20 protein-coding genes are annotated in these 24,321 nt (G+C 70.2%); 10 read left to right on the forward strand and 10 right to left on the reverse strand.

From position 1 onward, the window contains the following. Nucleotides 1–98: 98 nt before the first annotated feature. From ACLBYB_RS02900 to ACLBYB_RS02915, 4 genes are all read right to left on the reverse strand, one after another. A complete protein-coding gene (locus ACLBYB_RS02900) occupies nucleotides 99–1,061 on the reverse strand; it encodes an aldo/keto reductase (RefSeq protein WP_447697791.1) in 963 nt (320 codons plus the stop codon). A 5-nt stretch (nucleotides 1,062–1,066) separates the two neighbouring features. Further along, nucleotides 1,067–1,711 carry an MBL fold metallo-hydrolase gene (locus ACLBYB_RS02905; protein ID WP_020091678.1) on the reverse strand — a complete coding sequence of 215 codons (645 nt, stop codon included), beginning with the start codon at nucleotides 1,709–1,711 and terminating at the stop codon, nucleotides 1,067–1,069. A gap of 89 nt (nucleotides 1,712–1,800) precedes the next feature. Next, nucleotides 1,801–2,184 (reverse strand): hypothetical protein, encoded by a 384-nt coding sequence (locus tag ACLBYB_RS02910; protein ID WP_447697792.1) that lies wholly within the window; start codon nucleotides 2,182–2,184, stop codon nucleotides 1,801–1,803. A 67-nt stretch (nucleotides 2,185–2,251) separates the two neighbouring features. After that, the gene (locus ACLBYB_RS02915) at nucleotides 2,252–3,919 is read right to left on the reverse strand and encodes an alpha-amylase family protein (protein WP_447697793.1); all 1,668 of its coding nucleotides are present in this window, start codon (nucleotides 3,917–3,919) and stop codon (nucleotides 2,252–2,254) included. A 156-nt stretch (nucleotides 3,920–4,075) separates the two neighbouring features. On the opposite strand from ACLBYB_RS02915, the gene ACLBYB_RS02920 reads away from it, so the two are divergent. Beyond that, nucleotides 4,076–7,120 carry a penicillin-binding protein 1A gene (locus ACLBYB_RS02920; RefSeq protein WP_447697794.1) on the forward strand — a complete coding sequence of 1,015 codons (3,045 nt, stop codon included), beginning with the start codon at nucleotides 4,076–4,078 and terminating at the stop codon, nucleotides 7,118–7,120. A 28-nt stretch (nucleotides 7,121–7,148) separates the two neighbouring features. Then, the gene (locus ACLBYB_RS02925) at nucleotides 7,149–8,210 is read left to right on the forward strand and encodes a hypothetical protein (RefSeq protein WP_091678749.1); all 1,062 of its coding nucleotides are present in this window, start codon (nucleotides 7,149–7,151) and stop codon (nucleotides 8,208–8,210) included. Between the two features lie 15 nt (nucleotides 8,211–8,225). On the opposite strand, the gene ACLBYB_RS02930 is transcribed toward ACLBYB_RS02925, so the two are convergent. Then, the gene (locus ACLBYB_RS02930) at nucleotides 8,226–8,444 is read right to left on the reverse strand and encodes a hypothetical protein (protein WP_020091673.1); all 219 of its coding nucleotides are present in this window, start codon (nucleotides 8,442–8,444) and stop codon (nucleotides 8,226–8,228) included. Between the two features lie 268 nt (nucleotides 8,445–8,712). Between ACLBYB_RS02930 and ACLBYB_RS02935 the strand changes: the two genes are divergently transcribed. Together ACLBYB_RS02935 and ACLBYB_RS02940 are read left to right on the forward strand one after the other, a co-directional pair. Then, nucleotides 8,713–8,961 (forward strand): hypothetical protein, encoded by a 249-nt coding sequence (locus ACLBYB_RS02935; RefSeq protein WP_012317333.1) that lies wholly within the window; start codon nucleotides 8,713–8,715, stop codon nucleotides 8,959–8,961. 176 nt (nucleotides 8,962–9,137) lie between these two features. Beyond that, nucleotides 9,138–9,776, forward strand: a complete 639-nt coding sequence (locus ACLBYB_RS02940; protein ID WP_447697795.1) for a hypothetical protein — start codon at nucleotides 9,138–9,140, stop codon at nucleotides 9,774–9,776. Between the two features lie 15 nt (nucleotides 9,777–9,791). Here ACLBYB_RS02940 and ACLBYB_RS02945 read toward each other — a convergent pair whose 3' ends face one another. Next, nucleotides 9,792–10,370 (reverse strand): polysaccharide biosynthesis/export family protein, encoded by a 579-nt coding sequence (locus ACLBYB_RS02945; RefSeq protein ID WP_020091671.1) that lies wholly within the window; start codon nucleotides 10,368–10,370, stop codon nucleotides 9,792–9,794. A gap of 189 nt (nucleotides 10,371–10,559) precedes the next feature. Between ACLBYB_RS02945 and ACLBYB_RS02950 the strand changes: the two genes are divergently transcribed. Further along, nucleotides 10,560–12,779, forward strand: coding sequence for a GumC family protein (locus ACLBYB_RS02950; RefSeq protein ID WP_447697796.1), 2,220 nt, complete (start codon nucleotides 10,560–10,562; stop codon nucleotides 12,777–12,779). Nucleotides 12,780–12,791: 12 nt separating this feature from the next. Here ACLBYB_RS02950 and ACLBYB_RS02955 read toward each other — a convergent pair whose 3' ends face one another. Beyond that, the gene (locus ACLBYB_RS02955; RefSeq protein WP_447697797.1) at nucleotides 12,792–13,943 is read right to left on the reverse strand and encodes a GNAT family N-acetyltransferase; all 1,152 of its coding nucleotides are present in this window, start codon (nucleotides 13,941–13,943) and stop codon (nucleotides 12,792–12,794) included. Nucleotides 13,944–14,216: 273 nt separating this feature from the next. On the opposite strand from ACLBYB_RS02955, the gene ACLBYB_RS02960 reads away from it, so the two are divergent. Continuing rightward, nucleotides 14,217–15,278 carry a polysaccharide deacetylase family protein gene (locus tag ACLBYB_RS02960; protein ID WP_447697798.1) on the forward strand — a complete coding sequence of 354 codons (1,062 nt, stop codon included), beginning with the start codon at nucleotides 14,217–14,219 and terminating at the stop codon, nucleotides 15,276–15,278. Between the two features lie 25 nt (nucleotides 15,279–15,303). Here ACLBYB_RS02960 and ACLBYB_RS02965 read toward each other — a convergent pair whose 3' ends face one another. Both ACLBYB_RS02965 and ACLBYB_RS02970 read right to left on the reverse strand, forming a co-directional pair. Continuing rightward, the gene (locus ACLBYB_RS02965; protein WP_056521486.1) at nucleotides 15,304–15,960 is read right to left on the reverse strand and encodes a DUF2155 domain-containing protein; all 657 of its coding nucleotides are present in this window, start codon (nucleotides 15,958–15,960) and stop codon (nucleotides 15,304–15,306) included. Nucleotides 15,961–16,088: 128 nt separating this feature from the next. Continuing rightward, complete coding sequence (locus tag ACLBYB_RS02970) at nucleotides 16,089–16,505, reverse strand: NADH:ubiquinone oxidoreductase subunit NDUFA12 (RefSeq protein ID WP_020091666.1); 417 nt, start codon at nucleotides 16,503–16,505, stop codon at nucleotides 16,089–16,091. A 514-nt stretch (nucleotides 16,506–17,019) separates the two neighbouring features. On the opposite strand from ACLBYB_RS02970, the gene ACLBYB_RS02975 reads away from it, so the two are divergent. Both ACLBYB_RS02975 and ACLBYB_RS02980 read left to right on the forward strand, forming a co-directional pair. After that, nucleotides 17,020–20,751 (forward strand): vitamin B12-dependent ribonucleotide reductase, encoded by a 3,732-nt coding sequence (locus ACLBYB_RS02975; protein ID WP_447697799.1) that lies wholly within the window; start codon nucleotides 17,020–17,022, stop codon nucleotides 20,749–20,751. Nucleotides 20,752–21,066: 315 nt separating this feature from the next. Next, nucleotides 21,067–21,942, forward strand: a complete 876-nt coding sequence (locus ACLBYB_RS02980; protein WP_447697800.1) for an SDR family NAD(P)-dependent oxidoreductase — start codon at nucleotides 21,067–21,069, stop codon at nucleotides 21,940–21,942. Between the two features lie 63 nt (nucleotides 21,943–22,005). On the opposite strand, the gene ACLBYB_RS02985 is transcribed toward ACLBYB_RS02980, so the two are convergent. Further along, the gene (locus ACLBYB_RS02985) at nucleotides 22,006–22,401 is read right to left on the reverse strand and encodes a tautomerase family protein (protein ID WP_447696607.1); all 396 of its coding nucleotides are present in this window, start codon (nucleotides 22,399–22,401) and stop codon (nucleotides 22,006–22,008) included. Between the two features lie 117 nt (nucleotides 22,402–22,518). Between ACLBYB_RS02985 and ACLBYB_RS02990 the strand changes: the two genes are divergently transcribed. Beyond that, nucleotides 22,519–23,403 (forward strand): LysR substrate-binding domain-containing protein, encoded by an 885-nt coding sequence (locus ACLBYB_RS02990; RefSeq protein WP_447697801.1) that lies wholly within the window; start codon nucleotides 22,519–22,521, stop codon nucleotides 23,401–23,403. Nucleotides 23,404–23,764: 361 nt separating this feature from the next. Further along, nucleotides 23,765–24,154, forward strand: coding sequence for a tautomerase family protein (locus ACLBYB_RS02995; protein WP_447697802.1), 390 nt, complete (start codon nucleotides 23,765–23,767; stop codon nucleotides 24,152–24,154). The last annotated feature ends 167 nt before the right edge of the window (nucleotides 24,155–24,321 follow it).

Here is a 24,321-nt window from a genome sequence, read left to right on the forward strand (position 1 = left end):
CGCCTGATATAGGGGTTCCGCGTTGAGATTGCACGATTTTACGGGTCCGCGGCGGGCCCGTCCCGTCGCTTTTGTGACGCCCGTCGCTTAACGCTGCGTTAGCCCTCGATGCCGCCCGCGCTCGCCGCATCCAGGCGGTCGATCGCCCCGGGTGCGAGGGTCAGCCGGACGGCGCCGAGCAGCTCGTCGAGCTGCGCCACGGAGGTCGCGCTCGCGATGGGCGCGGTGATGCCGGGGCGGGCGATGATCCAGGCGAGCGCGACCTGGGCCGGACTCGCGCCGTGGGCCTGCGCGACCGAATCGAGGACGTCGAGCAGCGCGAGGCCGCGGGGGTTCAGGTACTTGGCGACCCGGTTCTCCCGCGGGCGTCCCGCCGCGTCGTCGGCACTGCGGTATTTGCCGGTCAGGAAGCCGGCCGCCAGGGAGAAGTAGCCGATCACGCCGATCTGCTCCGCCCGGCAGAGCGGCTCAAGCTCGGCCTCGTAGCCGCGCTGGGCGAGGCTGTAATCGGGCTGCAAGCACTCGTAGCGCGGCAGGCCCGCGGAGGCCGAGACTGCCAGCGCCTCCGCGAGCCGGGCCGCGGTGTAGTTCGAGGCGCCGATCGCCCGGACCTTGCCGGCCGCGATCAGGCGCTCGTGCGCCCTCAGGGTCTCCTCGAGGGGCACCGCCGCGTCGTCGAGATGCGACTGGTACAGGTCGATCCGGTCGACCCCGAGGCGCCGCAGCGAGGCCTCGCAGGCCCGCTCGATATGGGCCGCCGAGAGGCCCTGGCCGGCCTCGCCCAGGTCCATGCCGACCTTGGTCGCCAGGACGATCCGGTCGCGCGCGCCCGGTCGGGCCGCGAGCCACTTGCCGATCACCGTCTCGGATTCCCCGCCGACATGGCCGGGGGCCCAGCGCGAGTAGACGTCGGCGGTGTCGATGAAGTCGAAGCCGCTCTCCACGAACCGGTCGAGGATCGCGAAGGACGCGGCCTCGTCGGCCGTCCAGCCGAAGACGTTGCCGCCGAGGCAGAACGGCGCGACCGTCAGGTCGGAGCGGCCGATGCGGCGCCTGTCCATGCGCGTCAATCCTGCAGGAAGGGGTTGGACACGCGCTCCGCGCCGAGAGTGCTGGTCGGTCCATGGCCGGGGATGAAGGCGACGTCGTCGCCCAGCGGCAGCACCTTGTCCTTGATGGCGCGGATGAGCTGCTCGTGGTTGCCGCCGGGCAGGTCGGTGCGGCCGACCGAGCCCTTGAACACCACGTCGCCGACGAGGGCGAAGCGCGCGTCCCGGCTCACGAATACGACGCTGCCCGGCGAGTGGCCGGGGCAGTGGAGGATGTCGAAGCCGAGCCCGCCGACCGTCACGGCGTCGCCCTCGTCGAGCCACCGGTCGGGCGTGACCGGCCGGGCGGCGCCGAGGCCGTAATTGGCCGCCGTCTCGGGCAGGGAATCGAGCAGGAACTTGTCGGCCTGGTGCGGGCCCTCGATCGGCACGCCGAGGCGTTCGCGCAGCTCGTCGGCGCCGGCGGCGTGGTCGACGTGCCCGTGGGTCAGCAGGATCTTCTCGACGGTGACGCCCTGCTCGCGGATCGCCGCCTCGATCCGGTCGAGGTCGCCGCCGGGATCGACGACGGCGCCGACCTTGGTGGCGTCATCCCAGATCAGGGTGCAATTCTGCTGGAAGGGCGTGACCGGGATGATCCCGGCGCGTGGCGTACCTGGCATGTCGTCCCGCGTGTTGGTGGCGCCGCTCCGGACGCCCTCCGCCCCAGTTTAGCGTAGAACGCCGGTGGGCGGCACCCTGCGCGGCACGCTCAGGCCGCGTTGCCCCTGGGGCGGCGCAGGCTGTCGTGAAGCGCCAGCATCTCGGCCATGCCGAGCGCCCGCGAGCTCCAGCGGGTCTCCGCGGCGTTGACCTGGGTGAACCGGTCGTGGGACCGCCCGCCATAGGCGCCGAACAGGGCTCTGCCCGCCTCGACGGCACCGTCGCCCCGCGCCGTCTCGTCCGGCCGGTCGATCCGGTAGGACGGCGTCGGGGAACGGCCGGTCACGCCGATCCGCACCCAGGCGTCGCCGTGATGCTTCTGGCACATCCGCATGGTGCTCAGGACCTGGCGCAGGTAGGCCTCGCCGTCGGCGAGATCCGGCAGGACGTCGGCGATCGTCGCGTCCGGGGGATGATGCTTCGTCCGGGCCATGTCCCACCTCGCTCCGGCCTGTCCTACCGTGTCGGCCGGCCGAGGGCGAGCCGGGCCCCGGTATTCCTCACGTCGGCCGCCGCTTCAGCAGCGCGTCGAGCCCGCCGACGCGGAACCAGTGGTAGCCGTATCCCTCCAGGAACAGGCAGTGGCGCCCGTCGTCCTTCACTTCGCTGCGGGCGCCGGTGAGCAGGTCGACGAGGATGTCGTGCTCGCGATCCTCGGATCCCGACGCCATCGCGACCTCCACGGGCTCCGGCGCCAGGTTGTGGACGCACAGGATGGCATTGCCGCGCCACGCGTAGCGCAGCGCCAGGACCGACGGGCGCCCGGTCTCCATCGCGACGACGTCGCCCCAGCCGATCTCCGGCGCCTCCTTGCGCTGCCGGATCATGCTCTGCATCCAGTTGAGCAGCGAGCCCTCCTCGTGGCGCTGGTCGGCGACGTTCACGTGCGCGTAGCCGTAGGGGCCGTGGTCGATCAGCGGCAGGACGGTGCGCTCGGCCGTCGAGAACCCGCCCTGGTGCTCGCTCGTCCACTGCATCGGCGTGCGGGCGCAGTCGCGCTCCGGCAGAGCCAGCTCGTCGCCCATGCCGATCTCGTCGCCGTAGCGCAGCACCGGCGTTCCCGGGAGGGTGAACATCAGCGAGTAGGCGAGGCGGATCCGGCGGGGATCGCCCGCCAGCATCGGCGCGAAGCGGCGGCGGATGCCGCGGTCGTAGAGCTGCATCCCCTTCTCGGGTCCGAAGGCGTCGAACACGCTCTGGCGCTGCTTGTCGGTGAGGCGTCCCAGATCGAGCTCGTCGTGGTTCCGCAGGAAGATGCCCCACTGGCAGGAGAGCGGGCGCGGCTTCGTCCGCTCGATCGCCTTGACGAGGGGCCGCGCATCGTGGGCCGCCAGGGCGTAGAAGGTCGCCTGATTGACCTGGAAGTTGAACATCATGTGCATGCGGTCGGCATCGTCGCCGAAATAGTCGAGGTCCTGCTTCGGCAGGATGTTGGCCTCGGCCAGGATGATCGCGTCGCCCTGGCGCCACTGCAGGAACTCGCGCAGGTCGCGCAGCATCTCGAACTGCTCGCGGGGCTTGCCGCCGACATCGGCGCCCTTCTCGGCGATGACGAACGGCACCGCGTCCATGCGGAAGCCGGAGACGCCGAGCTGGATCCAGAAGCCCATGATCTTCAGGATCTCGGCCAGCACCTCCGGATTGGCGGTGTTGAGATCCGGCTGGAAGTTGAAGAAGCGGTGGAAGTACCAGGCCTTGGCCTTGGTGTCGTAGGTCCAGGTGGTCTCCTGAACGCCCGGGAAGACCATGCCCTCGTCGGCGGTTGCGGGGCGCTCCTTCGACCAGACGTACCAGTCGCGGTAGGGCGATCTGGGGTCGGACCGGGCCGACTGGAACCACGGGTGCTGGTCCGAGGTGTGGTTGACGACGAGGTCGATGAGGACGCGCAGGCCCCGCTGCTTTGCGGCGTGCGTGAAGGCGACGAAGTCCCCGAGCGAGCCGTAATCCGGATCGACGCCGTAATAGTCGGCGATGTCGTAGCCGCCGTCCTTCTTGGGCGAGGGCTGGAACGGCATCAGCCAGACCGCGGTGGCGCCCAGGCCCTGGATGTAGTCCAGCCGGCGTTCAAGGCCGGCGAAGTCGCCGATGCCGTCGCCGTTGGCGTCCATGAACGTGCCGACGGACAGGCAGTAGATGATCGCGTTCTTGTACCACAGGTCGTTGATCATGGGCCCCCCGGCGTCGTCGCGCCTCACGAACGTGGGAGTCGGCCAAAGCGTTGCCGTGCGGCGTCTCCTTAAATCAGCCGCGTTGTGCACGCCCTGTTCAGGCGCGCTCCCGAAAGGTCCGCGCTCGCCCCGTCGCGTCCCCCGAACCCGGCCCGTATGAACGCCATCCTGATCAAGCTGTTCGCGACCGCCCTGACGCTCAGCCAGGTCACGACACGGCCGGACGCGGTCCGGACGCAGTTCGATCCCGCGACCGACGGCCCGGAGGTGGTGCGCCTTCTGCGCGACGGCTGCGCCCACATGCGCAAGGCCTTCGACATCGAGGACATCAATCTCGACGAGTTGATCACCACCGCGATGGAGGATCCGTCCACGGTCGCCGGTCCGGCCGCGCCGAAGATCCTGCACGGTCTCGACCTGACCGAGCTGAACACGAGCTACAAGCAGTTCTGCAAGGGCGAGAACCCGGCGAACTCGCCCTTCGACGCGAAGGCGGTGATCGAGTTCTACGACAACGCCACCAAGGATCTGCCCAGCGCCGAGGCCCTGCGCGACAAGGCCCTGCCGGGGATGACCCGGATCCTCGACGGCGCCGGCAAGCCCTTCGCCGAGGCGTCGGAGCCGAACGGCCGCCGCATCGTGGTGCCGATCACGGCGGTCCCGAACCTCGTCCAGAAGGCGTTCATCGCCGCCGAGGACAAGCGCTTCGAGACCCATCACGGGATCGACGAGCGCGGGGTGATCCGCGCCTTCATCGCCAACCTCGCCTCGCCGGGGCGGCCGGCGGGCGGCTCGACCATCACCCAGCAGGTGGTCAAGAACCTCTCGGTCGGCGACGACGTCACCTACGAGCGCAAGATCCGCGAGATGATCGTCGCGTCGCGGCTGGAGCGCATCCTGACGAAGCCGCAGATCCTGGGGCTCTACCTCAACGGCATCTATCTCGGCCGCGGCGCCTACGGCATCGAGATGGCCGCGCAGAGCTATTTCGGGAAGCCGGTGGGGCAGCTGACCCTGCCGGAAGCGGCGCTCCTCGCCGGCATGCCCAAGGGGCCGAACTTCTACAGCCCGGACAAGTACCCCGACCGCGCGCGGGAGCGGCGCGCCTACGTGCTCGCCCGCCTCAAGGAAGAGGGCACGATCACCGAGGCCGAGATGAGCGCGGCGATCAAGTCCGATCTCGGTCTGAAGCCGATCGAGACCGCGCGCCGCGATTCCGGCTTCTACGTCGTGGATTTCCTCAATCGCGAGGCCCGCACCTTCGCGGGCGTGGATTCGCTGACCTCCGGCTCGCTGACCGTCCGTTCGACGATCAACGCGGGGCTGCAGCGCGCCGTCGAGGACGCCCTTCAGGACGGCCTCGCCAATTACGAGCGCGCCACCGGCCGTCAGGCCTTCACGGGGCCGGAACTCAACCTCGCCGACAGCGTCCGGCGTATCCAGGCGGCGACGCCGGCACCGGAGGGCTCCGCCTCGGCCGCGCCCGCCGTCACCGGCGCGCGGCCGGAGGCCGCGAAATCCGACGCCAGACCGGAGGCCGGGCCGGCCGCGAAACCGCGCCGCGGCGAGAGGGTCGCGGCCGTGCCGCAGAAGAAGCCGGCGTGGCTGCTGGCGCTCGAGAGCGCCCGCCCGGTCCTCTACGACGTTCACTGGCCGATGGCGGTGGTGCTGGAGACCGGCCGCGGCGGCGTGAAGGTGGGCCTCGCCGACGGCCGCACCGCCTCCCTCGACCCCGGCATCGCCCGCGGCAAGCTGCAGCTCTACGACGTGATCCGCGTGAAGGTCAGCGCCGGCAAGGGCGGCCCGCGCGCGCAGCTCCGCGTCCGGCCGACCGTCCAGGGCGCGGCCCTGGTATTGGAGAACCAGACCGGCCGGATCCTCGCGATGGCCGGCGGCTTCTCCTACCCGCTGAGCCAGCTCAACCGGGTCACCCAGACGGTGCGCCAGCCCGGCTCGACGCTGAAGCCGTTGACTTACCTCGCCGCGCTCAACGCCGGCCTGCAGCCGAACACCCTGGTGATGGATTCCGCCGTGACCCTGCCGCCCATCGGCGGGGCCGGCGATTCCTGGTCGCCGAAGAACTACGAGGGCGGCGGCTCGGGACCGACGACCCTGCGGCGCGGCCTGGAATTCTCCAAGAACCTCGTCACCGCCCGGCTCCTCCAGGGCGGGATCGCCCCGAAGGCGCCGGCGAGCCTGAAGCGGGTCTGCGACATCGCCCTCGAGGCGCAGATCTACGCCGAGTGCGAGCCCTACTACCCCTTCGTCCTCGGCGCGCAGCCGGTGCGGATGCTCGACCTCGCGGGCTTCTACGCGGCGGTGGCCAACGAGGGGGCCCGCCCGGCGCCCTACGCGCTCGAATCGGTCGAGCGGGACGGCAAACCGCTCTACGCGCACGCCGCCAAGGAGCCGATGCGGATCGCCTCGGCGGACCGCGTGGCCTTCTACCAGCTGAAGACCATGCTGCAGGGCGTGACGCAGCACGGCACGGCCGCGGCGCTCGCGAAGGTCTCGGCCTACGTCGCGGGCAAGACCGGCACCTCGGAGAACGAGAACGACGCGTGGTTCGCCGGACTGACCAACGAGATCAGCGTGGTTGTCTGGGTCGGCTACGACAACGCCGACGGCACCCGCAAGACGCTCGGCCGTGGCCAGACCGGCGGCCACGTCTCGGTGCCGATCGCCTCGGCGATCTTGCAGGCGGCCTGGGCGAATGGCGTTGCCAAGACGCCGCTTCGGGGCCCCTCCCCCGAGGCGCGCCCGTTCATCGCCGACCTGCCGATCGACCCGCGCAGCGGCGTACGGGTCGCGGGCGGCGGTTTCCTCGAGCATTTCCGCACCAGCGGCGACGGGCGCATGGCGGACACCCAGTACCGCCTCGTGCCCCGCGAGACGCTCTACGCCATGCGGCCGGACGCGCAGGACGGCGACCTTGCCGGCGACGACGGCGCGAGCGTCGCGGGCGACTACTACGGCAACATGACCGGCGAGCGGCCGCGATCCGATTTCCTCGACCCGTTCGGCGAGCGTCCCGCGCCGCGCAGCCGCCGCGCGCAGGGCGACGTGGATCTCTACGGTCAGGATCCCTACAAGCCCTGGCCGGGCCAGACGAATCGCTCGCCCTTCGGCGGGGATGACGACGCGCGCCGCCCGCGCCGCCGCGATCCCGACTACCTGTTCGGCGAAGACCCCGGTTACTGACAGCCCTCCCCGACAGACGAGAATCCCGTTGCGCCAGCAGCTTCCCGCGGCCCTGGCGGCCGCCCTCACGGCCGCGCTCCCGGCCCTCCCGGCGCGCGCCCAGACGCCCGCCGCCAACACCGCCCCGGCGCCGGGGCCCGAGCGGATCAAGGAGGTGCCCTCGGTCACGGCCGTCGATCCGGCCGCGATCAAGCCCGGCCAGATCCTGTTCACCGACCATCGCGACAACCCGTCGGCGCCGGAGAACGGCCTGATCCCGTATCTCGACTGGCTGAAGGCGCGGCCGGCCGAGGCGGCGGCGCTCGCCCCGTATCCGGGCTACAAGGAGCCGGACTACACGGTCACGGTGAACGGCGTGACCAAGCCGCGGCACGAGACCCTGAAGGTCTACGTCGCCGAGGGGCGCTTCGTCGTCCCGCGGCCGCCCGAGGCGATCGACCTCCAGGCCTTCGCCAACCTCGCCTTCGTCCAGAAGATGGACCCGGCGATCAAGCACCGCACCCTGGCGGTCGCCGACGTGACGCCCAACAAGGACCCGGCCGCCGCCTTCGCCAAGCGTCCCGATCGTCCGTGGTGCGAGGGCGCCGGCGCCTGCATCGAGTCGCGCTACGACCTCGAGGGCAAGCTGCCACTCGGCGTGAAGCTCGCCAACAAGCTCGAGGAAGGCTCGACCAAGAAGATCGCCGAGTTCGTCTCGTTCCAGAGCGAGTTGCGGGTGCTCGGGCCGGACCAGGGCGACCGGCTCAAGGCGCTGACCAAGATCGACACCGCGGTGACCGGCGGCCTGGAGCAGACGATCTTCTGGGTCAACCAGATCCTGCGCTTCGGCAAGTTCCTGGCCGTGTTCCAGCCGATGCCGAACGACCCGACCAAGACGGTGGTCACGACCTACATGGCGCTGGCGATCAAGGGCGATGTCCTCGACCGCAAGGCCGAGTACGCCCGCGTGCCGGTACTCAAGAATCTGCTGCCCGCGCAGGTGCTGATGGGTAATTCCAGCTTCAACACCGGCAACTCGATCAGCGCCGGCCTGCCGGTCTACGCCCGCAACCGGATTGCCACCTTCGCGGACGCGCTCACCAAGCGGTGACGCGCCGCGCGCGCCTCACATCCCGCGGTTGCCGATCGTCGGCAGCGTCGGCTGGGTGTAGGCGCGGTTCACGTCGCGGCGGGTCTGGGTGCCGTTGGTGTTACCCGAGGCCCGGTAGTTGTCGAGGTTGAAGGTCTCGGCGAGGCCGCTGCGGGAATCCGGGCCGTCGCTGGTGCTGCAGGCGCAGAGGCCGCCGAGCGTCAGCGCGGAGAGGGCGAGAAGGGTCAAGCGCATCGCGTATCCTGAAAGCGGGCCGTGGCCGGCCCGCGACCGGCCACGGCCGGAGCGGCCCTCACGGGACGTCTCGCGGCATGGTCAGCGCGGAGGCGCCTCCGTCAAGGTCGCGCGCAAGATGTAAATCCGTTCTGCCGCCTCCGATGCGCGCCGGCCACGGAAAATCCACCACAGACCGGGATTGCGGCGGATAGGGCCGGCCAATCGTGTTGAGTTCGGCCCCCTCCCCCTGGCGAATCCCGGTCGTTTCGGGCGACAACCCTCCGCGATGAGCAACGTCTTGCCCTTCCGTCCGCGCCCGACCGTCACCCGCCTCGCTCGCTGCGAAGTTGTGACCGTGGCCGGTGATCTCCTCGCCCTGCTGGAGCAGCTCGAGGATGTGAGCGCCCGCGCCGCCGCGATGGGGCGTCCGGCGATCGAGGTCGAGCGCACCGTCCAGCATCTCCTGGATGCCGTGAGCGCCGTGGAGCGCGCCCTCGACTGCATCGGCGAGGGCGAGCAGTCGGCGCCGGGCTAGACCGCGTCCCTGCGCGCTCGGGCGCGCCGGGCTCCTGACCGCGGGGACGTCGAATCCCGCGCCGGTGGGTCGCCGCGGGGCGTTCCTAAGCAGACTCTTAATCATCCGGAACCCTCCAGTACGCCTTGCGGTTGAGGGTCGGATGCTCGTGTCGGGCGTCGCTTCCGGAGGGTGCTATGAGGCTTCGCACGAGCAGCTTGCTGGCCGTCATGGCGGCCGGCGGTCTCCTCGCCGGGTCGGCGCTGCGCGCCCAGGCCGCCGAGGTCGGTTTCCTCGAGATGCTGTTCGGCGCCCGGCCGGCCCCGCAGCAGGCCCAGCCGGCCCCTGCCCCGGCCCCCGCCTTCGACGGACGCCCCTTCGGCCGCCACGCGACCCCGCGGCTCGGGGCGGCGCGCCGCCGCTTCCAGACCCGCTACGCGGCGCTCCCGCTCAAGATCCGCGTCAAGGAGCGGGAGATCAGCGAGCGCCAGACCCCCATCGACATGAAGGGCGGCGCGACGGCGGCACTGCTCAAGGACGAGACGCTGCGGCCGGGCGACATCGTGGTGCTGAATTCCGGCGCCCGGGTGTTCACCGGGAATCCCGACAAGCGCCACGCGATCCGGGATTTCGAGCCGGTTCAGAACTCGCGCTTCGTGAGCCGGGGCACGCGGAAGGTCCTGGCCGGGCTGTTCACGCCGGTCGGCGCCGTGCCCGCGCAGGAGGCGCGGCGGATGATGGCCCGCGCCCGGCAGCCGATGCCCGAGGCGGCGACGCCGATCCCCGCGCAGAAGACCGCCATGCGGGTGATCAACCCGTGGCAGGGCGGGCAGTGACCGGCGCGGCGCCGCTCAGAAGAAGCGTTCCTTGATGACGATCGTGTCGCCCGGCCGGACCGCGTAGGTCATCGGCACGATCCCGGAGATCAGCGAGCCGCCGGCGTCGCGGGTCAGGACGGCGTAATCGCGCGCTGCCCTCGGGCCGAAACCGGCCGCGATCGCCACCGCCGTCTCCACGGTCATGCCGTTGACGAACGGGTACTGACCGGAGGTGGTGACTTCGCCGAGGATGTAGAACGGTCGGTAGGCGTCCACTTCCACGGTGACGTGCGGCTCGCGCACGTATCCGGAGGCCAGCTTGGCCTCGATCGCCTTCGCCGCCTGCGCGGTCGTCTGGCCGCCCACCTGCACGGTCCCGATCAGCGGCATGGCGATGCGCCCCGCGCCGTCAACCGCGTATATGTTGGACAGGTTGTCCTGGCCGAACACGATCACCCGCAGCTTGTCGCCCGCCGCCAGCGTGTACCGCGCGGCGATCGAGCCGGTGCCGGTGGCATCGAGCTGGTCGGTGCGGAAGCTCGGCCGCAGGCAGCCGCCGAGCGCCAGAGTCGAGCCGAGTGCGAGGAGCAGAGCGCGCCGGTTCATCACCATCGCCGTCATGGATGCAGTTGCGGGGTGATGTAGGCCGTTAAGGTTAATGAAACTTGATCACCGCCGGCCGGAGGCGGCGCCGTCACCGGCCCGCGCGGCCCTTAACTCTTGAGCAACCTTAACATCCACTAATGGCCGCGGGACGGCAGTAATGCCTGCCCGGCCTGTCTCCGCGTTCAGAGCGTCCGCATGTCCACGATCCGTCAACGCTCGACCTACGCCGTGCCCGGATCCCAGCCGCGCGCCGAGGAAGGCCTCGGCCTCGCGCAGCTGCCGCGGATCCTGCGGCGCTCGATCGGCTGGATCGTCGGGCCGACCCTGGTGGTCGCCCTGGGCGCGAGCGTCTTCGTCAACGTGGTGAGCCCCCGCTACACCGGCGAGGCGAAGGTGCTGCTCGAGAGCCGCGACCCGGCCTTCGCCCGCACCGCGCAGGAGCGCGGCGACCAGCTCGCGCCGATCGACGAGCAGGCGGTGGCGAGCCAGGTGCAGGTCGTGATGTCCCGCGATCTCGCCCGCGAGGCGATCCGCCGGCTCAAGCTCGTCGGCAACGCCGAGTTCGATCCCGGCGCGGGCAGCATCGGCGCCGTGCAGCGCGTGCTGATGATGCTCGGCATCGGTCCCAATCCCCTGGACCGCCCCGCCGAGGACCGGGTCCTCGACGCCTACTTCGACCACCTCCTGGTCTTCCCTGCCGGCAAGTCGCGCATCCTGACGATCGAGTTCCGCGCGAAGGACCCGAAGCTCGCGGCCGAGGCCGCCAACACCATCGCCAAGCTCTACATCGGCTCGCTGGAGGCCGATAAGGTCGACACCGCCCGCTACGCCTCCACCTGGCTCGGCGGCAACATCGACGGGCTGCGCAAGCGCGTCGCCGAGGCGGAGGCCAAGGTCGAGGCGTTCCGCGCCAAGAACGGCCTCGTAGGCAGCACCGGCTTGGCCGGGCGGCCGCTCAACGCCCAGCAGCTCGGCGAGCTGTCGAGCCAACTCTCCGCGGCGCGGAGCCTGAAGGCCGACCTCGACGGCAAGGTGAAGGCCATCAAGGACCTGATCAAGGACGGGCGCGCCTTCGAGATTCCCGACGTCGCGAACAACGAGGTCATCCGCCGGATCGTCGAGAACCGGATCTCCGTGCGCGCCCAGCTCGCCCTCGAGTCGCGGACCCTCCTGTCGGCTCACCCGCGGATCAAGGAGCTGCACGCCCAGCTCGAGGACCTCGACGCCCAGATCAAGGCCTCGGCCGAGCGCGTCGTGCGCACGATGGAGAACGACGCCAAGATCGCCGGCGCCCGGGTCGAGAGCCTTCAGGCCGCCGTCGACGGCCAGCAGGACGTCGTCGTCCGCGGCAACGCCAGCGAGATCCAGCTCCGCGCGCTGGAGCGCGAGGCCAAGGCGCAGCGCGAGCAGCTCGAATCCTATCTCGGCCGCTACCGCGAGGCGGCGGCGCGCGACGGCGAGGCCGCGACCCCCGCCGACGCCCGCATCGTGTCCCGCGCGGTGACGCCCGAGGTTCCGTCCTTCCCGAAGAAGCTGCCGATCGTCGCTTTCGCGACGCTGCTGACGCTGATGCTCTCGGTCGGCGGGGTCATCGCCAGCGCGCTGCTCGCCGAGTCCGGCCGCGCCGCCGGCGACCGCGACGGCGATCCGGCAGACGATCGGCGGCGCCGCGAGCCGGTGCTGGATCGGCCGTCCTTCACCTTCCCGGAGGCGACGCCGGCCGCCCGCTGGTCCGAGGCGTCGGGCGCGGCTGCCGCCGCGCCGGCGGCGCCCGCCGCGGCCGCGGCGATCCGCTCCCCCGACACGTTCGATCTCGCGCCGCTCGTCGCGCGCATCGCGGCGGCGCCCCGCGCACCGGAGGCGCAGGCGGGTCGCCGCGTCCTGATCGTCGAGACCGAAGCCCGTCGCGGCGTCCCGACGCTGCCCGAGGCCCTGACCCGCGCCCTCGGTCGCGAGGGGAGCCTCGTCGCCGTCGACCTGAACCTGCCGAACGACGGCACGGCGCGGCTCGGCTTCGCCGACCTCATCGCCGGCGAGGCCGCGTTCCTCGACGTGATCCAGGCACGCCGGGACGGCGGCCAGCATCGGATCGAGGCGGGGCTGCTGGAGTCGACCGTCCTGTTCGACGAGCCCGATGCCCTGGCTCTTACCTTCGAGGCCATGGCCGAGGCCTACGACTGGGTGGTCTTCCGGCTCCACGCCGCGCCGGGAGCCGTCGACCTCCTCGAGCTCGTGGCCGGCTTCATGGACAGCGTCGTCATCGCGTCGAACGCCGATGCCGAGGATCCGGCGCTGGCCGACCTCTACGCCCTCGCCGAGGAGGCCGGCGCGGGGCAGATCCTGGTCGCGCAGGATCGCCCGGCCGCGTCCGATGTCGAGGAGGCGCGGGCGGAGCTGCGCCTCAACGCCGCCTAGGCCGCGCGCCGATCAGGACCGGCGCAAGGTGCGGAGCCGCTTGAGGGCGGCGTAGAGGCGCGGGTCGCGCTTGATCCGCCGTTTCGTCCGCGTCAGGCCCCGGCGCAGGGCGCCGTAGGCCCGGCCCCGCAGGGTGACCGGGATGATCGTCTCGACGAGGCTGATCGTCTCGTCGCAGATGCTGGCCTTATAGCGCGCCTCGCCGACGCCGAGATCGAAGCCCTGCCGGCCGCGGGCGGTCTGGTCGCGCACGAGATGCTGCAGGAGAAGGTCGCCGGGACTGTAACGGGCGACCTCGGGGTCGCCGTCGAACGCCGTCATCATGCCGCTGAAGCGTCGGTCGCTGACGGCACCGCCGAAGGTGGCGAGAACGCGGCCGCTCTCGGCGAGACACAGGGCGTACAGCTCCACGGCGGGCTCTGCGCCGGTCGACGCGGCCGTCAGGAAGGACCGGATCGCGGGATCGGCGTAAGGGTCGGCCACGCCCATGCCGGCGAAGCGGGCCGATTTCTGCGCGAAGAACGCCGCCAGCAGGCACGCCGCCTCGTCGGCGGTCTCGGCGCGGCGGTAGACGATCGCGCCGTGCGCCTCCACGAGGCGCTTCTCCTTGGAGCGCAGCTTCTTGCGGGCGTCCGCGCTGAAAACCCGGCGCACGGTCGCCTCCGGATCCGGCCCGAGCATGAGGCCGTAGCCGTCGCTGGCCTCCGCCTCGCCGGTCGCGGCGAGCGGGTTCGCCGCCCCGTCCCACATCCGGGGCTGGTGCTTGAGCGCGAAGGCGTCGATACCCTCAGCGCGGCCGGCGCGGATCAGCGCCGCGACGATGCTGCCGGGCCCGACGGCCGCCGCGTCGCGGGTGGCGAAGAGCGGCATGTGATAGTTGGCGTGCGTGCCGCCGACCGTGCGCGCGAGGCGCAGCCCGTGCTCCCGGCTCAGGGTGAACGGGACGAGGATGCGCGGCCGTCCGTCGGCATCCCGCAGGACCGCGACGCGCGCGCGCTCGGCCTGTCCCGTCGCCCGCAGATAGGCGCTGATCCAGTCGAACCGCTGGTAGGGCGTGCCGAGGCTCGCCGGATCGGCATCCAGGCGCCGCCACAGCGCCTCCGCGGCGGCCAGATCGGGGATGATCTCCGCGACGAGCCCCCCGGCGCTGCGCGAATCGACCATGTCCGTTCCCGCTACGTGGACACCGACCGCCATGACCCGATCTCCCGGGGACCGCGCGCGATCCCGTGCCGCGCGCACCCTGACGGCAAGCGGCTGAACAGCCCGTCACTCCGATCGATGATGGCGCGATACCGGCGCCGGACGGTCCGTCAAAGAACAGTCGTGGCTAATGATAGCTTGCTTTCGCCGCGGCCACGCATGCTTTCGGCTTTGTTTACCCGGGCGAGCCAAGGCTGTGCCGAGCTGGGCCGCGGGCCCGAACGGTTCAGGGCCATGCTGTCGTCGCGTGCCAAGCATCGGGTCTTCGCGTCGGGGTTCCGCGCGATCCAGGCGCTCGGGGCGGACCGCTGGCTCAGCCCCGCGGCGCGCGGCCTCGGCGTGATCCTCACTTTCCATCACGTCAGCCCCGACCCGGTCCCGGCCTTCGCGCCGAACCGCCTGCTCGGCATCACCCCCGAGTTCCTCGATCTCACCCTGCGCGAGCTCGATGCCCGCGGCTTCGAGATCATCGGTCTCGATTCGGTGCCGGAGCGGTTGGCCGAACCGGATTACGGGCCGCCCTTCGCGGTCCTGACCTTCGACGACGGCTACCGCGACAACGTCGAGTACGCCCGTCCCGTGCTGGCCCGCCACGGCGCGCCGTGGACCCTGTTCGTCACCAGCGGCTTCGCCGACCAGGCCGGGCGGCTCTGGTGGATCGAGCTCGAGCAGGCGATCGCGCGCCTGGACCGGGTGCGCATCGACGTCGGCGCGCGGAGTCTCGACCTTCCGGCACGCAGCCCGCAGGAGAAGTCGCTGGCCTTCGAAGCCCTGTACCGCGACCTGCGGCGCGGGGACGAGGCGGACCTCCTCGACCGGATCGCGGCCCTCTGCCGGCAGGCCGGCTTCCCGCCCGGGCGCCTCGCCGCCGACCTGTGCCTGTCCTGGGCTGAGCTGCGCGACCTCGCCGCCGACCCGGCCGTCACCGTCGGCGCCCACACGGTCAGCCATCCGATGCTCGCCAAGCACGCTCCCGCGATCGCGGCGCGCGAGATCGCCGAGGGGCGCGCGCGGATCGAGACGGAACTCGGGCGGCCGGTGCGGCACCTCTCCTACCCGGTCGGGGATCCGACCTCCGCCGGCCCGCGGGAATTTGCCCTGGCGCGGGAGATGGGCTTCGCGACGGCCGTGACCACGCGGCCCGGCCACCTCTTCGCCGAGCACGCCGCGCACCTCCAGGCCCTGCCCCGGGTGTCGGTGAACGGTTGCCACCAGACGCGCGCGGCGCTCGCCGGACTGCTCTCCGGCGTCCCGTTCCTGGCGTGGAACCGCGGGCGACGGCTCAACGTCGCCTGAGGCGACGCCGCGCCCGCGCGCGGCGTCAGCGGAACAGCGCGTCGAACAGGTTCTGCGGCTGCTGCTGCGGCGGCGGGGCCGGCGCCGGCCCCTCGTTCGACGGGAAGAACTTCCGCGAGGGCTTCTGGCGGGGCTGCACCGGCACGCCGCGCGGCGCCTCCACGTCCACCTGCCCGTTGGCATTGAGCTGCTGGGCGGTCTTGGTCGCATCCTTGCCGGGGCGCTTCGCCTTCTCGGGCTTGGCCGCCACGGCCGGGACGTCCTCCTGCTCCTTGGCCTCGGCGATCACGTCGCTGCCGCCCTTACAGTCGACCAGCCACACGTCGTAGATCGGGTGCTCGATCGCGTGCAGGCCGGGGCTCGACGCGAACATCCACCCGGTGAAGATCCGGCGGTACTTGTTGTCGAGGGTGACCTCGTCGACCTCGAGGAACGCCGTGGTCTTGGCGCTCTCGGTCGGCGGGCGCGTGTAGCAGACCCGCGGGGTGAGCTGCAGGGCGCCGAACTGCACGGTCTCGTCGACGGCCACCTCGAAATTGACGATCCGGCCGGTGATCTTGTCGAGGCCGGAGAACACCGCGGTCGGGTTCTTGATCTTGTCGGCGGCGGCGGGGCCGGCGCAGACGAGGAGCGCGAGGCCGGGGGCGAGCGCGCGGCGTGCGAGGGCGGTGATGCGGCTCAAGGCTCGGACCCCTGGACGAGGGTGACCGGCCGCGCCAACGGGTGCGCGGCGGGCGATCGGGATTGACCCGTCATGAACACCGGAACGGTGGCGGCAAAAGGGCGCCGGCTCCGCGAAGCGTCGCGGCTCTACTCGCCCGGCGTCCAGGACACGTAGTCGCCCGTCGCGGCCGGCCGCTGGCCCCAGGAGAGCTGCGAGCCCGCCGGCCGGTACGCGTTCGCGGTGCCGGTCTGGTTCTCGATATGGGGCTTCTGCCACGCCTTCGGCTGATAGGTCTCCTCGCTCGGCGCGACGTCGACGTTGTGGCAGAGCCAGCCGCGCCAGCCGGGGGGCACCTTCGAGGCGTCGGCATAGCCGTTGTAGACGACCCAGCGGCGCTCCGAGCCCACCGAGCGGTCGATCAGCGCGCCCTCCGCCTTGTAGTACTTGTTCCCGAACTCGTCCTCGCCGACGAAGATGCCGGTGCGCGCGGTCTGGAGCGCGACGGAGACGGTCTGGCCGTTCCACCACGTGAAGATGCGCAGCAAAGTGTCCTTCAGCGCCATCGCCGGTCCCGGAATCGTGGCGCGCCGCGAGGGCGCTCGTCGGCGCCGTTATGGTGACCGCGCGCGTGTGAGTCCAGCCGCATGACGGAAGTGTCGCTCCGGGGCAACGCTCGGCCCGCGCTTTCGGCCTCCGGTTCCGGCCATCCGCCGATTCCGCTCCCTAGGGTTGTGAATCTAAAATTTTCCCGATCCGATTCCCGAAAGCCGGAAGGACACTTATCCCGGCCCGAGACGATATCCACAGGCTTTTGCGAGCCGGCACAACATCTAGCGGGGAACAAGGCCGTCGAACACCACTTGTTGACGTGAGAGTGAAGGCGGCGGTAGTCTCCCTGCATCGGTCGCGCCCCGCGGAAGTGGTGCGTTGGGCAGGGGCGGCCGTTCCTAATTTTCGTTCGCGGGACCGAGGCACGTCTCTCAGCCGGGCGTGGTCGGCCGCGAATCCCACTATCGGGCTAGACCCCGCGTCGCGCGGGGCCGGGACCCTCGTGTCCCGACGGGAGAGGTGTGTTTCATGCGGTTCGAGCGTCGCTACACCACGGCCGGACAATCGCCCTACGCCGGGATCCCCTTCCGCAAGGCCCTGAGCGAGATCCGCAACCCGGATGGCTCGGTCGTGTTCCGCCTCGACGGCATCGACGTGCCGGAGAGCTGGAGCCAGGTCGCGAGCGACGTTCTCGCGCAGAAATACTTCCGCAAGGCGGGCGTTCCGGCGCGGCTGCGCAAGGTCGAGGAGAACGCGGTCCCCTCGTTCCTCTGGCGCTCGGTGCCGGACGACGCGGCCCTGGCCGAGATCCCCGAGGACGAGCGCTTCGTCTCCGAAGCCTCCGCCACGCAGGTCTTCGACCGGCTCGCCGGCTGCTGGACCTACTGGGGCTGGAAGGGCGGCTACTTCTCGTCGGAGGAGGACGCCTCGGCCTTCATGGACGAGCTGCGCTTCATGCTGGCCCGCCAGATGGTGGCGCCGAACTCGCCGCAATGGTTCAACACCGGCCTGCACTGGGCCTATGGCATCGATGGCCCGAGCCAGGGCCACTACTATTGCGACCCGCAGACCGGCGTGCTGACCAAGTCGGCCTCGGCCTACGAGCACCCGCAGCCGCACGCCTGCTTCATCCAGTCGGTCCAGGACGACCTCGTCAACGACGGCGGTATCATGGACCTGTGGGTGCGTGAGGCGCGCCTGTTCAAGTACGGCTCCGGCACCGGCTCGAACTTCTCGATGCTGCGCTCGGAGAACGAGAAGCTCGGCGGCGGCGGCAAGTCCTCGGGCCTGATGAGCTTCCTGAAGATCGGCGACCGCGCGGCCGGCGCGATCAAGTCGGGCGGCACCACGCGGCGCGCCGCCAAGATGGTGATCGTCGACATCGACCACCCGGATATCGAGGCCTTCATCGACTGGAAGGTGAAGGAGGAGCAGAAGGTCGCCGCCCTGGTGACGGGCTCGAAGGTCGTCTCCAAGCACCTGACCCTGGTGATGAAGGCCTGCACGCAGTGCGAGGCCGAGGGCGATGCCTGCTTCGATCCGGAGCGCAACCCGGCGCTCAAGCGCGAGATCAAGGCCGCCCGCCGCGCCTCCGTGCCGGATTCCTACATCAAGCGCGTGGTGCAGTTCGCCCGCCAGGGCTTCACCAAGATCGAGTTCCCCGTCTACGACACCGACTGGGATTCGGAGGCCTACCTCACGGTCGCCGGCCAGAACTCCAACAACTCGGTCTCGCTGACCGACGACTTCCTGCGCGCCGTCGAGGCGGATGCCGACTGGCAGCTGACCGCCCGCACCACCGGCAAGGTCACCAAGACCCTGAAGGCCCGCGACCTGTGGGAGCGGATCGGCGAGGCCGCCTGGGCCTCCGCGGACCCGGGCCTGCACTTCAACACCACGATGAACGACTGGCACACCTGCCCGGCGGGCGGGCGGATCCGGGCCTCGAACCCGTGCTCCGAGTACATGTTCCTCGACGACACCGCCTGCAATCTCGCCTCGGCGAACCTGCTGACGATGTATGACCGGGATACCAAGCGCTTCGACGTGGAGGCCTTCGAGCACCTCAACCGCCTCTGGACGGTGGTGCTCGAGATCTCGGTGATGATGGCGCAGTTCCCGTCCAAGGAGATCGCGGAACTCTCCTACCGCTACCGGACGCTGGGTCTCGGCTACGCCAATATCGGCGGCCTGCTGATGACCATGGGCCTTCCTTACGATTCCGACGCGGGCCGGGCGCTCGCCGGTGCCCTCACCGCCATCATGACCGGCGTCGCCTACGCCACCTCGGCCGAGATGGCCGCGGAACTCGGCACCTTCCCGGCCTACGACGAGAATGCCGACGCGATGCTGCGGGTCATCCGCAACCATCGCCGGGCCGCCCACGGCGAGGCCGGTGGCTACGAGTTCCTGAACGTCGCGCCGGTCGCCCTCGACCACGCAAACATCCCGCAGGCGGATCTGGGCGACCATGCCCGCGCCGCCTGGGACCGGGCGCTGAAGCTCGGCGAGGAGCACGGCTACCGCAACGCCCAGGCCACCGTGATCGCGCCAACCGGCACGATCGGCCTCGTGATGGATTGCGACACGACCGGCATCGAGCCCGACTTCGCCCTGGTGAAGTTCAAGAAGCTCGCCGGCGGCGGCTACTTCAAGATCATCAACCAGGCCGCTCCGGACGCCCTGCGGGCTCTGGGCTACCGCGAATCCGAGATCGCCGAGATCGAGGCCTACGCGGTCGGCCACGGCTCGATGGGCCAGGCGCCGGGCATCAACCCGACGACGCTCCGCGCCAAGGGCTTCACCGACGAGAAGATCGCGGCGGTGGAGAAAGGCCTGAAGTCGGCCTTCGACATAAAGTTCGTGTTCAACCGCTGGACGCTCGGCGACGACTTCCTCACCCAGGCCCTGAAGGTGCCCGCGGAGAAGCTGTCGGACCCGACCTTCGAGCTGCTGCCGTTCCTCGGCTTCACCAAGAAGGAGATCGAGGCCGCCAACACCCACATCTGCGGGGCGATGACCCTGGAGGGCGCGCCGGGCCTGAAGCTCGAGCATTACCCGGTCTTCGACTGCGCCAACCCGTGCGGCCGGATCGGCAAGCGCTACCTCTCGGTCGAGAGCCACATCCGCATGATGGCGGCGGCGCAGCCCTTCATCTCGGGGGCGATCTCCAAGACCATCAACATGCCGAACGACGCCACGGTCGAGGATTGCAAGGCGGCCTACCTGCTGTCCTGGCGCCTCGCCCTCAAGGCGAACGCTCTCTATCGCGACGGCTCGAAGCTGTCGCAGCCGCTCAACTCGGCGCTCATCTCGGATGACGACGACGAGGCCGATGAGGGGATCGACGCCCTGATCCAGGCGCCGGCCGCCGCCAAGGCCGCCGCCGCCGCGGAGAAGATCGTCGAGCGCGTGATCGAGCGCGTCGAGCGGATCCGCTCCCGCGAGAAGCTGCCGGCCCGTCGGAAGGGCTACACCCAGAAGGCGGTGGTGGGCGGCCACAAGGTCTACCTGCGCACCGGCGAGTACGACGACGGCCGCCTCGGCGAGATCTTCATCGACATGCACAAGGAAGGCGCGACCTTCCGGAGCCTGATGAACAACTTCGCCATCGCGATCTCGCTGGGCCTCCAGTACGGCGTGCCGCTCGAGGAATACGTGGAGGCCTTCACCTTCACGCGGTTCGAGCCGGCGGGCTTCGTCCAGGGTAACGACGCGATCAAGAACGCGACCTCGCTCCTCGACTACGTGTTCCGCGAGCTGGCGGTCTCGTATCTCGGCCGCGCCGACCTCGCCCATGTCAGCCCCGCCGAGATCGGCGGCACGGTGATCGGCGGCGGCGAGAGCGGCGACACGACCCGCGAGGGCCCGAAGCCCGCGCCGGCTTCCTCGGTCGTGTCCCGCGGCCTGCTGCGCGGCTCGGCCGACCGGCTCACCCTGATCCAGGGTGGCCCGGCCGGTGCCAGCCTCGGGGTCGGTGCGGCGAGCGCCGGCCAGTCGGCCCCGGCCGGCGGCACGGTCCACGCGCTCCGCGGCAGCACGGCGCTGAAGGCGGAGCCTGCGGTGGCCGGTCAGGCCGAGACGATCGCCGACACCCTCCCCTTCGCCAAGGCGGAGAGGAGCGTCGCCGACCGGCGGGCCGAGGCGAAGATGAAGGGCTACGTCGGCGAGGCCTGCCCGGAATGCGCGAACTTCACGCTGGTCCGCAACGGCACCTGCCTGAAGTGCGATACCTGCGGTTCGACGACAGGGTGCTCCTGATACGCCGACGGCTCGTACGATAAAGAAGGCCTAAGTGGCTTGCCGCTCTGAGTTAAACTGGCTGAGATTTCAGCGAGATATATCTCAGAGTGGCATTCGACCGGGTGCGTCCGAGAGGGGCGCCGATCAGCGGACGATATCCACGCTCGCTGTACCGGTCGGCGATCCCCCGAACATGTCGAGCATGTTCGGGGGAAGCTGTGCTTAGACGGACCAATGGTCTCTGCGCTGCGCGTGCGACGAGATCGAGACCTGTTCGCGATGAGCCTGTAGCGCCTGCGTTGGCATGGATCAGGCCTTTGCCCTGACCGGAGGTTGGAAGGGCGCGCGCGGCGACCCGTTATCGCGGCTGCCAAGCGGCCAGAGGGCGCCTATGTATCGGGCGAGGCAACGCCAGCCATCGAACCGGGCTGGTCTCCACTGAAGTTAGCCGATCCGCGCGCCCGCCGAGACGACGTCGCCATGACCTCATCGACTTCGACCAGCGCGGTCGTGATCGGCGCCTCCGGCGGCATCGGCCGAGCCCTTGTCTCCGGACTGGCCGCGAGCGGAGCCTATGCTTCGATCTTCGCCCTCTCGCGCTCGCAGCCATCGTTCCCGCACGGCATCCGCAGCCACGCGATCGACCTCGCCGACGAGGCGTCGATCGCTGCGGCCGCGGTCGCGGTCGCGGAGGCCGGACCGGTCGGTCTGGTCATCGTCGCGACCGGCATCCTCCATCAGGACGGCGTCGCGCCCGAGAAGGCGCTGAAGGCGCTCGATCCCGGCGCGATGGCCGCCGTGTTCTCCATCAACGCGATCGGCCCCGCCCTCGTCGCCAAGCATTTCGTCCCGCTGCTGGCACGAGAGGGACGTTGCGTGTTCGCAGCGTTGTCGGCACGGGTCGGATCGATCGAGGATAATCGCTCGGGCGGATGGTACGCCTACCGTGCCTCGAAGGCGGCTCTGAACCAGATCCTGCGGACCCTATCGATCGAGGTGGCCCGCAGCCGCCCGGACGCGATCGTCGTCGGCCTCCATCCGGGCACGGTCGCTTCCAACCTGTCGCGGCCCTTCCGCCCAGATCCGGCTGCCCCCGGCGTCTTTCGACCCGACGAGAGCGCCGCTCATCTTCTGCGCGTGCTCGGCGAGCTCGACGTGGCGGACACCGGAAGCGTCTTCGCCTGGGACGGCGCGCGCGTCCCGGCCTAGGGCTCGGAACCGGTCAGCGCGAGGCGGCGGTCCCGCCAGGCAGATCGCGTTGCCCCGGACGGATCAATCCGCGTCGTCCTGGACGTAGGACGCCAGGCCGTTGCCGAAGGACCACTCGTCGCGCGCGTTCGGCGACAGGACGATGAGCACGTCTTCCGGACGAAGACCGGGATCGGCGACGAGGTTGTCGGTGATCGCTCTGTAGAGAGCCTTCTTCTTCGCCGTGTCCCGCCAATTGCCCGCGACGATGTTGATGATCACCAGGTCGTCGGTGCGGTGAAGCCCGAGATAGTCGGAATCGTAGATCAGCTCGTCCGGCGCGTGCTGATGGATCAGGTGAAAGCGGTCGTCTGCGGGCACGCCGTAGGCGTCGCGCAGGCCGCGATGAATGCCGTCCGAGATGGCTCTGATATGGGCCGGTGACTTGCCCTTGAGGAGCGAGATGCGAACGAGGGGCATGGCTTGCGGTCTCCTGAGACGTCGAGCGGCTGGCCGCCTTGACGCTCCCCGTTTACGCCCCCAGGATCGTCCGGAAAATTTGAAACACCTGAATAAAGACTTTCCAGAAATCGAACCATGGCGACCCGCACCAACCTCGACATGGACGTGCTCCGCACCTTCGTGACCGGGTTCGAGCTCGGCAGTTTCGCCCGCGCGGCCGAGCGACTGGGGCGGTCGCAATCGGCTGTCAGCACGCAGCTCCGGAAGCTGGAGGAACAGGTTGGTCAGCCGCTCGTGCAGAAGGCGGGACGCGGTCTCGCGCTGACCGCCGCCGGTGAGAGCATGCTCGGCTACGCGAAGCGGCTCTTGGAACTCAACGACGAGGCGGTCGACCGGCTGCGCGGACCCGAGCTCGAGGGCTGGGCGCGGCTGGGCCTCGCGCAGGATTTCGCCGAGGGCTGGCTGCCGGCGGTGCTCAAGCGGTTCTCGCGGGCCTATCCGCGTGTGCGTATCGCGGTTCAGGTCGGGCTCGGCGCGCAGCTCGTCGAGAAGACCCTGAAGGGCGAGCTCGACGTCGCGCTGGTCTGGGGGGACGGCAGCGGTGCCCCTCACGCGCACCGGGTCGCCGAAGTGCCGATCCACTGGATCGGACCCCCGAACTGGCCGGGTCTCGCGGACCCGGTCCGGGAACCCGTCCCGTTCGCGGCCTTCACGCCGCCGTGCACGTTCCGGTCCGCGGCCGTGTCTGCCTTGGACGGTCGCGGCTTGCCCTGGCGGCTCGTCTTCACCAGCCCCAGCCTCTCGGGACTCTGGGCCGCCGCCGAAGGTGGCCTGGGTGTCACCGCGCGCACCGCCGTCGGCCTGCCGAAAACGCTGAGCGTTCTCGATCCGGCCGCGACCGGCCTGCCGCCTCTTCCGAGCGCGTCACTGACACTCCACCAGGCCGAAGCCGAATTGGCGCCGGCCGTCGCGCGGCTCACCGATATTCTTCTCGAGACCATAAGGGAGCACGTCGCGTAAGGGCGCGATGGCCAGTGACGGGCTCTCGGCGCGCCGCAGACACCCCGGCCATCGAACATCAGTCCTCTCGGTCTCTGCCCGCGCGCGAACGGTGACCGATCGCCCTGGCCAGGACTTCTCGAGGAGAGACCGCGAGAGGCACCCGACCGCTGTTCGGACCTTGCCCTGTCCGCGTCGCGAGGCTCGATCACGGGGCGGCGGAGCCGAGGGTGACGTGGCTCGCGCCAGCGGAGATGAGGCCGCATCATTCGTTTTTGTCGAACATAGAGTAGCGAACTTTCAAATTATCCGAACTCTCAAGGTCACGTAACCCTTCGTCCGTTGGCCGCTGCGGCGGTCGCGAAGCCACGGACCGACGACCATGCCCTTCATCAATGTCAAAGTCGCGGGCACGCCCCTCGCACCCGAGCAGATCACGGCGATCCAGGCGGGCATCACCCGGCTGATGGCCACCGTCCTGCACAAGGTCGCGCCTCAGGTCGGCGTACTGGTCGAGGCGGTGCCTGCCGCGGGATGGAGCGTCGGTGCCGAGCCGATCGCCCGCGCCGCGCACGTGGATGCCATCATCAGCGCGGACACGAACACGCCCGATGAGAAATCGCGCTTCATCGCTGAAGTAAACCAGCTCCTGAAGACCGTCCTCGGGGCCGGACTGGTGGAGGTGTCCTACATCGTCATCCACGAGGTGCCGAAGGACAGCTGGGGTTACGACGGCCTGACCCAGGCGGAGCGCGGGCGCCGCCGCGCATAGCTCTCAGCGTTCCGCAAATGGGCGCGCCGGATCATGTGTCGGCCGACCGGCGCGGCTGGCCTGGCACGAACGCGCCCGGCGCTTAATCCGACTGCCGGCACCAACGACGTGAAATTGTGGTGCCTGCAGCTTTTACGACATGTGGAACGGACAATCTGTATTAATCG

This window comes from Methylobacterium sp. D54C (assembly GCF_053345595.1).